Annotated in this window: 12 protein-coding genes; 6 read left to right on the forward strand and 6 right to left on the reverse strand. The window is 60.0% G+C overall.

Annotated elements, in window-relative coordinates; all coding sequences use genetic code 11:
- Positions 1-17: 17 nt before the first annotated feature.
- The 6 genes from infB to CTT34_RS01875 all read left to right on the forward strand — a co-directional run bounded on the left by infB (position 18) and on the right by CTT34_RS01875 (position 7,849).
- Entirely contained in the window at positions 18-2,558 is a 2,541-nt protein-coding gene (infB, locus tag CTT34_RS01850) for a translation initiation factor IF-2 (protein WP_159340800.1), read from the forward strand.
- A 19-nt stretch (positions 2,559-2,577) separates the two neighbouring features.
- Complete coding sequence (rbfA, locus tag CTT34_RS01855) at positions 2,578-2,991, forward strand: 30S ribosome-binding factor RbfA (RefSeq protein ID WP_159340801.1); 414 nt, start codon at positions 2,578-2,580, stop codon at positions 2,989-2,991.
- Positions 2,991-3,911, forward strand: coding sequence for a tRNA pseudouridine(55) synthase TruB (gene truB, locus CTT34_RS01860; RefSeq protein WP_159340802.1), 921 nt, complete (start codon positions 2,991-2,993; stop codon positions 3,909-3,911). Before rbfA ends, truB begins: the two co-directional genes overlap by 1 nt.
- 106 nt (positions 3,912-4,017) lie before the next feature.
- On the forward strand, positions 4,018-4,287 hold the full coding sequence (gene rpsO, locus CTT34_RS01865; RefSeq protein WP_009723734.1) for a 30S ribosomal protein S15: 270 nt from the start codon (positions 4,018-4,020) through the stop codon (positions 4,285-4,287).
- 137 nt (positions 4,288-4,424) lie between these two features.
- Entirely contained in the window at positions 4,425-6,590 is a 2,166-nt protein-coding gene (pnp, locus tag CTT34_RS01870) for a polyribonucleotide nucleotidyltransferase (RefSeq protein ID WP_159340803.1), read from the forward strand.
- Between the two features lie 89 nt (positions 6,591-6,679).
- Positions 6,680-7,849, forward strand: a complete 1,170-nt coding sequence (locus CTT34_RS01875) for an MFS transporter (RefSeq protein WP_159340804.1) — start codon at positions 6,680-6,682, stop codon at positions 7,847-7,849.
- A 64-nt stretch (positions 7,850-7,913) separates the two neighbouring features.
- Here the strand turns inward: CTT34_RS01875 and CTT34_RS01880 are convergent, their stop codons facing one another.
- The 6 genes from CTT34_RS01880 to pcnB form a co-directional block, all read right to left on the reverse strand.
- Positions 7,914-9,092, reverse strand: coding sequence for an acetyl-CoA C-acetyltransferase (locus tag CTT34_RS01880; protein WP_159340805.1), 1,179 nt, complete (start codon positions 9,090-9,092; stop codon positions 7,914-7,916).
- Positions 9,093-9,293: 201 nt separating this feature from the next.
- Positions 9,294-9,674: an aspartate 1-decarboxylase gene (gene panD / locus CTT34_RS01885; RefSeq protein ID WP_058578292.1), complete on the reverse strand. Its 381-nt coding sequence runs from the start codon at positions 9,672-9,674 to the stop codon at positions 9,294-9,296.
- Positions 9,675-9,707: 33 nt separating this feature from the next.
- Positions 9,708-10,568 (reverse strand): pantoate--beta-alanine ligase, encoded by an 861-nt coding sequence (gene panC, locus CTT34_RS01890; protein WP_159340806.1) that lies wholly within the window; start codon positions 10,566-10,568, stop codon positions 9,708-9,710.
- 48 nt (positions 10,569-10,616) lie between these two features.
- The gene (gene panB, locus CTT34_RS01895) at positions 10,617-11,408 is read right to left on the reverse strand and encodes a 3-methyl-2-oxobutanoate hydroxymethyltransferase (RefSeq protein ID WP_159340807.1); all 792 of its coding nucleotides are present in this window, start codon (positions 11,406-11,408) and stop codon (positions 10,617-10,619) included.
- Between the two features lie 156 nt (positions 11,409-11,564).
- Positions 11,565-12,092, reverse strand: coding sequence for a 2-amino-4-hydroxy-6-hydroxymethyldihydropteridine diphosphokinase (gene folK / locus CTT34_RS01900; RefSeq protein WP_159340808.1), 528 nt, complete (start codon positions 12,090-12,092; stop codon positions 11,565-11,567).
- Positions 12,085-13,473, reverse strand: a complete 1,389-nt coding sequence (gene pcnB / locus CTT34_RS01905; protein ID WP_159340809.1) for a polynucleotide adenylyltransferase PcnB — start codon at positions 13,471-13,473, stop codon at positions 12,085-12,087. The genes folK and pcnB overlap by 8 nt, the downstream gene beginning before the upstream one ends.
- Positions 13,474-13,769 lie beyond the last annotated feature (296 nt).

The following is a 13,769-nucleotide window of genomic DNA, read 5'->3' on the forward strand; positions in this document are numbered from 1 at the left end:
GGCTGAGGAGGGTCACTATGTCAGATATGACAGTTAAAGATTTTGCAGTAAAGGTGGGCCGCGATGTGCCCCGCCTCTTGGAACAGATGAAAGAAGCCGGTTTGAAACACCGTTCAGAAAGCGACGCCGTCTCTGAAGACGACAAGCAGACGCTGCTGAGCTTTTTGAAGAAAAGCCACGGCGGCGGCGACAGCGAGCCGAGCAAGAATCGCATTACGCTGACCCGTAAAACCCGCAGCCGTATCAAGACCGGCGAGCGTGGTAAAACGATCGAAGTGCAGGTACGTAAGAAGAAAACGTACGTCAAGCGTGAGGAAGAAGAGAAGCCGAAAGCGCCTGAGCCCAAGCACTCTGGTCCGCGTCAGCTAGTGGGCGACATGGCAGAAGCGGAAGCCGAGCGTAAAGCACGCGATGCCCGCGCCGCGGAAGAAAAAGCCGCAGCGGCCAAAGCCAAGGCTGCCGAAGATGCCGCGCGTAAAGAAGCGGAAGAGCAGGCCAAGGCCAAAGCCGCTGAAGTGCCTGATATCGAAGTGCCCGAGCTGGAAATCGACGATACGCCAGCGGCCGATGACCTGCCGCCTGCACCGCCGAAAGAGGGTCGTACCGACCGTCGTACCGCACCGCCCAAAAAGGCGGCTGCGAAGAAGAAAGGTCGTGACGACGACGACGATCGCGGCGATCGCGAAGAGCGTAAGCGTGGCGGCGGCAAGAAAGTGAAGCGTGCCGAGCGCCGTGGCGGACGCCGCGGTGGCGCAAGCCAAAGCGGCAACGGCAAGCACGGCTTCCAGAAGCCGACGCAGCCGATCGTACGTGAAGTCTCGATCCCTGAGTCGATCAGCGTAGCTGAGCTGGCCGACAAGATGTCGATCAAGGCCAACGAAGTCATCAAAGCCATGTTCACCATGGGCGCGGCGGTGACCATCAACCAGACCATCGATCAGGATACCGCCGCGATCGTGGTGGAAGAGATGGGCCACAAGGTCAAACTGGTGAAGGATGATGCGCTGGAAACGGAAATGCTGGAAGGCATCTCCTACGAAGGCGAAGAGATCACCCGCTCACCGGTCGTCACCGTCATGGGTCACGTCGACCACGGTAAGACCTCGCTGCTGGACTACATCCGTCGTGCGAAAGTCGCCACTGGCGAAGCGGGCGGTATTACCCAGCACATCGGTGCCTACCATGTGGAAGATGACCACGGTGGCGTGACCTTCCTGGATACCCCGGGTCACGCGGCGTTTACCGCCATGCGTGCTCGCGGTGCGAAAGCCACCGACGTGGTCATCCTGGTGGTGGCGGCCGACGACGGCGTGATGCCGCAAACCATCGAAGCCGTCGAGCACTCGAAAGCCGCTGGCGTACCGATGGTCGTGGCCGTGAACAAGATCGATAAGCCCCAGGCCGATCCCGATCGTGTCAAAAACGAGCTGTCTCAGCACGGCGTCATCTCGGAAGAGTGGGGCGGAGATACACAGTTTGTTCACGTCTCTGCAAAGAGCGGTGAAGGCATCGAAGACCTGCTGGAAGCGATTCAGCTCGTGTCCGAGGTTCTCGAACTCAAAGCCGTGCCGTCTGCGCCGGGTAAAGGGGTCGTCGTCGAGTCGCGCCTGGACAAAGGTCGCGGTCCGGTCGCTACCGTGCTGGTACAAAACGGTACGCTAAAGAAGGGCGACATCGTCCTGGCGGGCCTGCACTACGGCCGCGTTCGTGCGCTGACCAACGAGCTGGGCAAGCAAGTCGATACCGCTGGCCCCGCGATGCCGGTCGAGATCCAGGGCCTGGATGGTACGCCGGATGCCGGTGACGACTTCATGGTCGTGGCCGACGAGAAGAAGGCCCGCGAAGTGGCTAACTTCCGTCAGGGTAAATACCGCGAAGTGCGTCTGGCACGTCAGCAGAAGGCCAAGCTGGAGAACATGTTCAGCCAGATGGGCCAAGACGAAGTGGCCAAGGTCAACATCGTCCTCAAAGCCGACGTACAGGGCTCGCTGGAAGCGATCAAAGGCGCCTTGGAAGAGCTTTCCACCGAAGAAGTACAGGTGGCCGTGGTCTCCTCTGGTGTGGGGGGTATCACCGGTACCGACGCCAACTTGGCGCTGGCCTCGGAAGCTATCGTGGTGGGCTTCAACGTCCGTGCCGATGCCGCTGCTCGTGAGATCATCGAGCGTGAAGGTCTGGATCTGCGCTACTACAGCGTCATCTACCACCTGATCGACGAAGTCAAACAGGCGATGAGCGGTATGCTCGCCCCCGAGTGGAAAGAAGAGATCGTGGGTGTGGCCGAAGTACGCGACGTGTTCCGCGCGCCGAAGATCGGTGCGGTGGCTGGCTGTATGGTCGTCGAAGGCACCGTGTCGCGCAGCAAGCGTATCCGCGTTCTGCGTGACAACGTGGTCATCTACGAAGGTGAGCTCGAATCGCTGCGCCGCTTCAAAGACGACGTACAAGAAGTGCGTAACGGTATGGAGTGTGGCATCGGCGTGAAGAACTACAACGATGTCCAGGTCGGCGACAAGATCGAAGTCTTTGACCAAGTGAAGGTCGAGCGCAGCCTGTAAGGCCGCGCGAGGAGCAACCATGCGCGAATTCAAGCGTACCGACCGAGTAGCCGACCAGCTCCAGAAGGAGCTGGCGGTACTGATCCAACGCGAAGTGAAAGACCCGCGCTTGGGCATGGTCACGGTGAGCGGAGCAACCGTCAGTCGTGACCTTGGCTACGCCGATATTTACGTCACCCTGCTGGGTGAACAGGATCCCGAGCGTATCAAGGAGAACCTGCAGGTACTGAAACGTGCAGCAGGGTTTCTGAGAAGCCAAATCGCCCAGCGCATCAAGCTGCGTCACGTACCCGAGCTGCGCTTTCATTTCGATGAAAGCGTGGTGCGCGGCCAGCACCTCTCATCGCTGATCGACGAAGCGGTCTCTTCTGACCGTGCCCGTCAAGCGGAAGACGAGGGCGGCAGTGAAGAGCAAGGTGAGGAGACGCGCTAATGGCCCGTCGCCGTCGCGGATTACCGGTCAATGGCGTGGTGCTGCTGGATAAGCCGAAAGGCCTCTCCAGCAATCACGCGCTGCAGCGTGTGCGCCGTCTGTTCGACGCGCAAAAAGCCGGGCATACCGGCACGTTGGACCCGATGGCGACAGGCTTGCTGCCTATCTGCCTGGGGGAGGCCACCAAGTTTTCCGCGCACCTGCTGGAAGCCGACAAGATGTATCGCACCCGGGTCGAACTGGGGGTGATCACCGATACCGGCGATGCCGAAGGCACGGTGCTGGAGCGTCGCGAGGTGCCAAGCCTTGCGGTCGAGGACATCGAATCCGTCTTGACGCGTTTTCGCGGTGAGATCGATCAGGTGCCCCCCATGTACTCGGCGCTCAAGCATCAGGGCAAAAAGCTCTACGAGTTGGCCCGCGAGGGGAAACAGGTTGAACGTGCAGCGCGGCGGGTAAGCGTGTATGATGCGCGCCTGCTTTCGTTCGAGGGCACGGCGTTCGAGCTGGAAGTCAGCTGCAGCAAAGGCACGTACATCCGCACGTTGGCGGAAGACATTGGCCACGCGCTGGGCTGTGGTGCCCATATCAGCCAGCTACGTCGGCTCAAAACCGGGCCGTTCGATGGCGATGCGATGTGGACACTCGAGGCGCTGGAAGCCCTCGCCAGCCAAGCCGACCGCGAGGCAGAACTGATGCCCGTGGACGTGCTGGTCGATCACCTGCCGTCGCTTAGCGTCGATGACACATCGTTTGGCCGACTGGCCCACGGGCAGTCAGCCACGCTCGCCATCGATGACCTGGCCCCCGATGCGTTGGCACGACTTTATTACGCCGAGACGTTTATCGGCCTTGGCGTTGTAAAAGGGCCGCGGGAAGTGGCCCCCAAGCGGCTGTTAAGTACGGTCGCTATCTCGTAAAGCGTTGCAAGGATGTGGCGATTTGCGCGAAAATAGTCGCTTGAGACTGCAAATATGCGTGGTCTCACCCATTCATTTTTAGGCATATTGCTTACTGGAGAGACAGATGGCATTAACCGCTGAGAAAAAGGCCGAGATCGTCAACGAATACGGCCGCGGCGATAACGATACCGGTTCCCCTGAAGTTCAGGTTGCACTGCTGAGCGCCAACATCAACGGCCTGCAGGACCACTTCAAGACCAACAAGCAGGATCACCACTCTCGTCGTGGTCTGATCCGCATGGTAAACCAGCGTCGTAAGCTGCTGGACTACCTGAAGCGTAAAGATTTCGAACGCTATCAGTCTCTGATTCAGCGTCTGGGTCTGCGCCGCTAAGTTCTTAACGGCAATGATTCGAAACGGGCAGCTCCTTGTGGGCTGCCCGTTTTTTTGTTTCTGGTAGCCGTACGGCGCGTCAACGCCTAGAATGGTGGCGAGTCAAACGACCCAAGCGAAAAGACAAGTAGCTATTAATGTTAAAGGAAGTAGCCGTGAATCCGGTCAAAAAAACGTTCCAATACGGTCGCAGCACCGTCACCCTCGAAACTGGGCGTATCGCTCGCCAAGCCACTGGTGCCGTGATGGTCACCATGGACGAAACCGTCGTGTTGTGTACGGTGGTGGCGAAGAAAGACGTCAACCCAGGCCAGCCCTTTTTCCCGCTCTCGGTACACTACCAAGAGAAAACCTACGCTGTGGGTAAAATCCCCGGTGGTTTCTTCAAGCGTGAAGGCCGCCCGACGGAGAAAGAGACCCTCACGTCGCGTTTGATCGACCGTCCGATTCGCCCGCTGTTTCCTAAAGGTTTCATGAACGAAGTGCAGGTCATCTGTACCGTTCTCTCCACCGACCGTAACCACGATCCGGATATCGCGGCCATGCTGGGCACCTCGGCAGCGCTGAGTATTTCTGGCGTACCGTTCAATGGCCCGATTGGTGCCGCCCGCGTTGGCTTCAACGAAGAGCAAGGCTACTTCCTGAACCCCACCGTTGAAGAGTTGACGACCTCCGAGTTGGACATGGTCGTGGCCGGTACCGAAAACGCCGTGCTGATGGTGGAGTCCGAAGCGCAAGAGTTGCTCGAAGACGAAATGCTGGGTGCCGTACTGTTTGGCCACCAGGAGATGCAAGTCGCGGTCAACGCCATCAAAGAGCTGACCGCTGAAGCCGGTAAGCCGCGCTGGGAGTGGCAGGCACCGGCAGAAAACGTGGCGCTGAAAACGGCCATGGCCGATGCCTTTGAAGCCAAAGTGGGCGAGGCTTATCGCATCACCGACAAGATGGCCCGCCAAGATGCACTCGCGGCGCTGAAAGACGACGCCGTCGAGCAGTTGGCGGCCGCGGAAGGCGAAGAGGAAGCGGAAGGCAAGTTCAGCAAGGATGACGTGAAAGGCGCGTTCGCAGCGCTTGAGAAGCGTGTGGTGCGTTCCCGCGTGGTCAAGGGCGAGCCGCGTATCGATGGCCGCGACAACGTCACCGTGCGTCCGCTGAACATCGAAGTCGGCGTGCTGCCGAAAACTCACGGTTCGGCCATCTTCACCCGTGGTGAAACCCAGGCCATTGCGGTCGCAACACTCGGCACGCTGCGTGATTCTCAGCTCATCGAGTCGCTGGAAGGGGAGCGTAAAGACCGCTTTATGCTTCACTACAACTTCCCTCCCTACTCGGTAGGTGAAGCTGGCTTCATGGGTGGCCCCAAGCGTCGCGAAATCGGCCACGGCCGTTTGGCGCGTCGTGGTGTTCAAGCGATGCTGCCGTCTGAAGAAGAGTTCCCCTACACCATTCGTGTGGTGTCGGAAATCACCGAATCCAACGGCTCTAGCTCCATGGCGTCCGTGTGCGGCTCCTCGCTGGCGTTGATGGATGCGGGCGTTCCGCTGAAAGCCCCGGTGGCCGGTATTGCCATGGGCCTCGTCAAAGACGAAGACGGCTACGCGGTGCTGACCGATATCCTGGGTGACGAAGACCACCTGGGTGACATGGACTTCAAAGTGGCCGGTTCTGAAGAGGGCGTCACTGCCCTGCAGATGGACATCAAGATTGAGGGCATCAACGAAGAGATCATGGAGACCGCGCTGCAGCAGGCCCACGATGCGCGCATCGGTATCCTGGCGCAGATGAACGCCGTGATCAGCCAGAGCCGTAACGAGGTGTCGGAAAACGCCCCCTCCATGGCGACGATCAAAATCGATCCGGACAAGATTCGCGACGTCATCGGCAAGGGCGGCGCCACCATCCGCAAGATTTGCGAAGACACCGGCGCATCGATCGATCTTGATGACGATGGCACCGTTCGCATCTACGCCGAAGACAAAGCCGCTGCCAAGAAAGCGATCGATACCGTACTGGCGATCACTGCCGAAGCGGAAATCGGCAAGCTGTACAAAGGCAAGGTCGTACGTATCGCCGACTTTGGTGCGTTCGTGAACATCATGCCGGGAACCGATGGCCTGGTGCACATCTCGCAAATCGTCCAGGAGCGCGTCAATAACGTGCGCGACTTCCTGAACGAAGGCGACGATGTCATCGTGAAGGTGCTGGATATCGACAACCGCAACCGCGTGAAGCTCTCAATCAAAGAGATCACCGAAGAAGAGAAAGCAGCGTTTGAAGCTGCCGAGGCGGATGTCGCTAGCTAACTAGCGCTCAGCGTAGGATGTACCGCCCCCGCAGCCCTTGGCTGTGGGGGCGGTGTCGTTTTGATAGGTCAGGAATGCGAGGACATAGCATGGAGCAGCAGGAATCGCCGCGTTGGTGGGCGGTGGTGGCCGTGATGATCGGTATTTTTTTGTTGGTGACCGCAGAGCAACTACCTATCGGTTTGCTCTCTCAGGTGGCAGAGTCGATGGGCGTGACCCCGGGTATGGCAGGGTTGATGGTGACGGTGCCCGGCGTCGTGGCGGCGTTTTCAGCGCCGCTGCTACCGGTGGCGGTAGGGCGTCTTGATCGCCGTATCATGCTGACGCTGATGATGGCAGTGATGGTGCTGGGCAGCGTGCTCTCCGCCATGGCCAGCAACTTTGCCCTACTGTTGGCGGCGCGAGTGTTGGTGGGGATCAGTATCGGCGGTTTTTGGGCCATTGCGGGCAGTATTGCGCCACGCCTGGTGCCTAGCGATCAGGTATCGCGGGCCATGACCATCATTTTTGGCGGCGTGGCGGCGGCCTCGGTGCTCGGCGTACCGTTGGGCACGCTGCTGGGTGATATCAGTAACTGGCGCGTTGCCTTTGGTGCCTTGGGGGGCTTGAGTTTGCTCACGGCGTTGGCGCTTTGGCGCTGGCTACCGCCACTGCCGCCTCGAGAGCCGGTGCGGCTTCGGGTGCTGGCGCAACAGCTAAAGAATCGTGGCGTGCGGGTAGCCGTATTGACCACGGGGTTTGTCGTGGTTGGCCACTTTGCGGCCTACACCTTCATTAGTCCTATTTTGCAAGAGATCAGCGGGGTAGCGCAGCGCCATGTCGGAAGCCTGCTGCTGCTGTACGGTGCGTCGGGGATTTTGGGCAATATCGTTGCGGGGATGTTTGCTGGCCGTCACCCCTACCGTGCGGTGCTCGCGATTCCTAGCGTACTGCTGGTGGTCGTGGCGATCTTCCCGGTGGTAGGCGTAGAGCCGACCAGTGGCGTGCTGCTGTTAATGCTGTGGGGCGCTGTATTTGGCAGCGTATCAGTGAGTATTCAGACGTGGATTCTACGCACGGCGCCCAACACGGAAGCCGCCACGGCGTTAATGGCGTTCGTCTTCAACATGTCGATTGGCCTTGGGGCCATGGTAGGTGGTCAAGTGGTCGATGGCACTAGTCTACCGGTGACGATGTGGGTCGCCTCGGGACTGTTTCTCATGGGCGTGCTATTGGTATGGCGCACGCCGTCGCGCATCGTTGGTGAAAAGCGCCGCTAATACGCGGTAGGCAAAAAAAGCCCCCGCCGTGGCGGGGGCACGCTTTAGCAAGGCACAGCGGGCGTTACGGACGCTCGATGGCCAGGGCAACCCCTTGGCCGCCGCCAATACATAGCGTCGCCAAGCCTTTTTTGGCATCGCGAGCAATCATTTCGTGGAGCAGTGTCACCAGCACGCGGCAGCCCGACGCACCAATGGGGTGACCTAGCGCGATGGCGCCGCCGTTGACGTTCACCTTCGACGTGTCCCAGCCCAGCTCTTTATTGACCGACAGCGCTTGAGCAGCGAAGGCTTCGTTGGCTTCGACGAGGTCTAGGTCATCCAGGCTCCAGCCCGCTTTTTCCAGGCATCGACGGGTGGCAGGGGCCGGTCCGATCCCCATGATGGCCGGGTCGACGCCTGCGTTGGAGTAGGCGGCAATGCGGGCTAGGGGCTCCAAGCCAAGCTCTTTGGCTTTTTCCGCCGAGCAGAGCATAACCACGGCCGCGCCGTCGTTCAGCGACGAGGCGTTACCCGCCGTCACGGTGCCGTCTTTCTTGAACGCAGGACGCATGCCAGCCAGCTTGTCTGCCGTGACTTCGCGAGGGTTTTCGTCGGTATCGAACACCACCGGGTCGCCTTTACGCTGCGGCACCTCGACCGGCACGATCTGGCCTTTGAATTTACCCTCTTTGATGGCGGCAGCGGCTTTTTGCTGGGACGCGGCGGCAAATTCGTCCATCTCTTCCCGGGTGATGCCGTACTTCTCTGCCAGATTTTCGGCAGTAATGCCCATGTGGTAGTTATTGAAAGCATCCCACAAGCCGTCGTGCACCATGGAGTCGATAGCTTTCCAATCGCCCATGCGCTGGCCGTTGCGCGAGTTCGGCAGGATGTGTGGAGAGGCGGACATGTTCTCCTGGCCACCGGCCAGCACGATCTCGGCATCGCCGCAGCGGATGGCTTGGGTCGCCAGATGCAGCGCTTTCAAACCCGATCCACACACCTTATTGATCGTCATGGCCGGGACGGTGTCTGGCAGGCCTGCCTTGATGGCTGCTTGGCGCGCCGGGTTTTGGCCAACGCCTGCGGTCAGCACCTGGCCCAGCAGCACTTCGTCGATCTGCTCCGGCGCAACGCCGGTGGAAGCGATAATGTCTTTGATGACCAGCGCACCCAAATCGCTAGCTGGAATCCCGGCGAGTGAACCCCCAAAACTACCTACAGCGGTGCGGCGAGCCGCCACAATGACCACGTCTTGCATACAATAACTCCTTGAGTAAGTGTCGCATCGTTCCTACGGCAGATAGACGTGTCGCCTATCCATTGTTGTTAGCGTCGTTATTAGCGTGTCGTGTCAGGCTTGGCTATCAGCATAGGGGAAGGTTGTGCATTGCGGCAATACGCTTTTAACGCCAATAAAAAACGGGCCGATCAACGGCCCGTTCTTAGCGCGTCAGTTGGCTTACGCCAGCTGTACCGGAATGGCGTTACTGGTATGGCTGACGTGGTTGCCTTCCTGTAGATACACCAACGCTGGCTGGTGATTCTCCAGCTCGGCCTCCGAGTAGTGCGCATAGCTGCAAATGATGATGCGATGCCCTGGCGAGGCCAAGTGCGCTGCCGCGCCGTTGATCGAGATCAGGCGCGATCCCTCTTCGCCACGGATGGCGTAGGTGGTGAAGCGCTCGCCATTCTCGACGTTGTAAATCTGGATCTGTTCGTTTTCGCGGATACCGGCCATATCCAGCAGGTCGCCGTCGATGGCGCACGAGCCTTCGTAGTTGAGAACGGCATGGGTAACGCGGGCCATGTGCAGCTTGGCTTTTAGCATGATGGTGTGCATGGAAACTCCTGAGTAACGGGCAAGCCTTGCAGGCTAGCGACGAGCAGCGCTGGGTAGCTGCACGCTGAGATTGTCGATGAGCCGGGCAGGACCGAGCTTGGCGGCGGCGAGCAGTACGGCATGATGCGTAGTATCGGTGACCGGGCCAAGGGTGGCATCCCGGAGTTCGAGGTAATCCGGCGTAAAGCCGGCATCATACAGCGCCGTTTTACCCCGGTGTAGTACCTGTTCGGCGGATTCCCCTCGTACCAGCGCATCACGCAGTTCGCACAGCGTTTTGTAGAGCATCGGCGCCGTGGCGCGCTCCTGCGCGCTGAGATAGCCGTTGCGGGACGAAAGGGCCAAGCCATCGTCGGCGCGCATGATCGGCACGCCGATGATCTCGATGGGCATGTGCAGGTCGGCCACCAGCTTACGAATCACCGCCAGTTGCTGATAATCCTTTTCACCAAAGCAGGCGACGTCCGGCTGCACCAGGTTGAATAGCATGCTCACCACGGTGGAGACACCGTCGAAGTGGCCGGGGCGCGAGCCACCGCAAAGCCCGTCGCCGACCTCGGGTACGTGAACACGAGTCTGCGCATCCAAGCCGTTGGGGTAAAGGGCGCTCACCGTGGGGGCAAACAGCAGGTCACAGCCGGCGTCGGTGAGCTGGCGCTGGTCGGCGTCGAACGTGCGCGGATAAGCGTCTAGATCTTCACCTGGGCCAAACTGCATGGGATTGACGAACAGGCTAGACACGACCACGTCGGCGTGCTGGCGGGCGGTGGCGATCAAAGCCAGATGGCCAGCATGCAGGTTGCCCATGGTCGGTACCAGCGCAATGCGCTGGCCCTTTTGGCGATAGTCGCGCAGCGTGGCGCGAAGCTCGGATATGTCTCGCAAAGTGCGCATAGTGAAGTCGCTGTTGCTCACTGAAAAACGGTTACGTAAAGCAGTTACTTAAAAACAGTGCTCTGGAGCGGGGAACGCTCGGGACTTGACCGCTTCATGGTACTGCTCGAAAGCACCCTGAATGGAGCTCGCCTCCGCCATGAAGTTCTTCACGAAGCGCGGTGTGCGGCCGTGGGTAACGCCCAGCACGTCGTGCATCACGAGAATTTGGCCGTCGGTATCCGGGCCTGCGCCGATCCCAATGACCGGCACGTCCAGCGCTTCGGTCACTGCTTTGCCCAAGCTGGCGGGCACGCACTCCAGCAGAATCACCGAGGCGCCTGCCTCGACCAGCACTGTCGCATCGTGGATGATCTGCTCGGCTTGCGCCGCTTCGCGGCCCTGCACTTTATAGCCACCCAGTTGGTAAACGGTTTGCGGCGTCAAACCCAAATGGGCGCACACCGGTACACCGCGGCGCGTCAGTTCGCGTATGCCGTCGGCCATCCACGCTTCGCCCTCTACCTTGACCAGTTCCGCGCCTGCTCGCATGAGCGCCGCGCCATCTTCTAAAAGGCGTTCGGTGGTGGCATTGCTCATGAACGGTAGGTCGACCATCAGCAAGCTGTGGCCTTTGCCGCGTGCGGCACAGCGGGTGTGGTAACAAATGTCATCGATGGTTACGGGCAAGGTGCTGCTGTGCCCCTGTAACACCATTCCCAGGGAGTCGCCTACCAGCAGGACATCGATACCCGCGGCGCTAGCAGCATGGGCAAAGGAGGCATCGTAAGCAGTCAGGCAGCTGAACGTTTCACCGGCGCGTTTATACGCCTGCAGGGTGCTCAGGGTGACGGTTTTCATGGCGTGCTCTCATTCAAACGTTATGGGGCCGATGCGGCGAGTGCGCACGAGGCGCCTGCGCTCTGCTCGGCCATTATTATCGCAGCGTCCCTGCCTGCGCGATGTGGCGTAACCGGCAATTGTTACCTGATTGGGGGCGTGGTGTCGAGATTTGTGTCAGATGGTAGCAGTGGCGGTGATATCGGTAGCACTTAAGTGCCGAATATCGCTCGTATTGAGGCGCGACAGCCACGCTTCGAGCGGTTGCTGGTGCAGCGTGATGGGCTGCTGAAGCGCCGTGGCGACCTCTGCCAGCGGTACGAGTACAAAAGCGCGGGCGTGCATCTGCCCATGAGGTACGGTCAAGCGGGGGTGCTGCAGGGTATGTTCGCCGTAAAGCAGCATATCTAGGTCCAGCGTGCGTGGCCCCCAGTGGCGTAGCCGCCGCCGCCGATGGCGCTGCTCCAGCACCTGTAGCTGGTCGAGGAGCGCCAGCGGCGATAGACGTGTCTCCAAACAGGCGACGGCATTGATGAAGTCCGGCTGATCTTGAGGGCCGATGGGCGCCGTGGCGTAGAGCGATGAGCTGGCCACTTGCCGTGACAACGGCAAGGCGGCCAATTCCTGGAGCGCCTGCTGCACCTGCCCAATGGGATTCTCTAAGTTGCTGCCAAGGCCGATATAGCAACGAACGGCGTTATTCACTGTTTGCCTTCCGCGGTTTGCGGCGCTTTTTACGACGGCGGTCGCCTTGGCTGGCCGGGTCGCTGCCAACCTTTTGCAACAGGCGACGCTGTTCGTGATCGTCGCCTTTCTGGAAGGCATCCCACCAGTCGCCAAGGCCGCGAGGAATTTCACCCGCCTGCTCACGTAGTATCAGCAGGTCAAAGGCGGCGCGAAAGCGCGGATGTTCACGGGTTTGGAACGCGCGCTTGCCCCGGCGCATCGGCAGGCGTGCCTGCAGCTCCCAAATTTCGCGCATGGGGATGCCAAACCGTTTGGGAATGGAGGTGTGCTGAAGCTGGCGCGATACGACCTGCTGAGCGGCGGTTTGTAGGGCGGGCACGGCAGGCATGCCCTCGCGCTCGAGCTCGGCCTGACGATGCACCACGGGAGCCCATAAAAAAGCCGCAAGCAGGAAGGCGGGCGTGACCGGGCGGTCGTCGGCAATGCGCTTGTCGGTATTGGCGAGCGCCTGCTCGATGAGCTCCTCTGCCCAGGCGGCGTCGGCCATGGCCTCTTCCGCTTCCGGAAAGAGCATGCCAAACAGGTTGTAGTGGCTCAGCAGGCGGAAAGTGATTAGCCCGTGGCCGGACATGAAGAGTTTGAGCACTTCATCGAACAGGCGTGCTGGCGGAATTTGCAGCAGCAGCGGCGCGAGGTCGTACATGGGCGCTTCGGTGGCAGGCTCGATGGTGAAGTCGAGCTTGGCCGCGAAGCGGACCGCGCGCAGCATCCGTACCGGGTCTTCACGGTAGCGGGTCGCGGGGTCGCCAATCAGCCGCAGCGTGCGCGATTCGATGTCCCGCGCCCCGTTGGCAAAATCATGGATCGTGAAATCGGCAATGTTGTAGTAGAGCGCATTGACCGTGAAGTCGCGGCGCAGCGCGTCCTCTTCGATATTGCCCCATACGTTGTCCCGCAGCAGCAGGCCATCGTCCGACTGGTGAGCGATATGGTCGCCGTGCTCGTCCTGGGGTTTACCACGGAAGGTGGTTACCTCGATGACTTCGCGGCCAAAGCGCACGTGAACGATGCGGAAACGGCGGCCAATCAGGCGTGAGTTGCGAAATAGGTCGCGCACCTGCTCGGGCGTTGCGTTGGTGGCAACATCGAAGTCTTTCGGCATTTTGCCCAGCAGTGCGTCGCGAATGCAGCCACCGACAAGATAGGCATCGAAACCAGCCCCATTGAGGCGGTACAGCACCTTGAGCGCGGCTTCACTGATTTGCTGACGAGAGACGGGATGCTCGGAGCGCGGAATAATACGAGGGCTGGGCGCATCGGAGGCGCTCTCTGGGGAATCGAGCAGGGATTTCAAGTGCTCTCCCGGACTATGTAATAAACGGGTAAATCCTTTAAACATGCGGCGATGTCGACTCGCAGTGTAGCGAAAACGGGTTCGAAAAACGTGACCGTATGGAGGACGGTAAGGGGTTGAGTGTATCCGACCCCCTGGGGCTTGCAAAGAGCGGTATGCAAAGAGCCGCCGACCAGAGCGTCGATGGGTGCCCATAAACGCGGAAAGGGGAGGCTACGTGAGCCTCCCCTATAAAGCAGACAATCAGCGTCCATGCTGCTGTTTTTATTCATGATGGCACATCGCCCTGAATACGCACCGCAGTCGGCAGGCGTAAAGAACCACTCTGATTCCGACCGCCT

Source organism: Halomonas meridiana (genome assembly GCF_009846525.1).
In the GTDB taxonomy this organism is placed as follows: domain Bacteria; phylum Pseudomonadota; class Gammaproteobacteria; order Pseudomonadales; family Halomonadaceae; genus Vreelandella.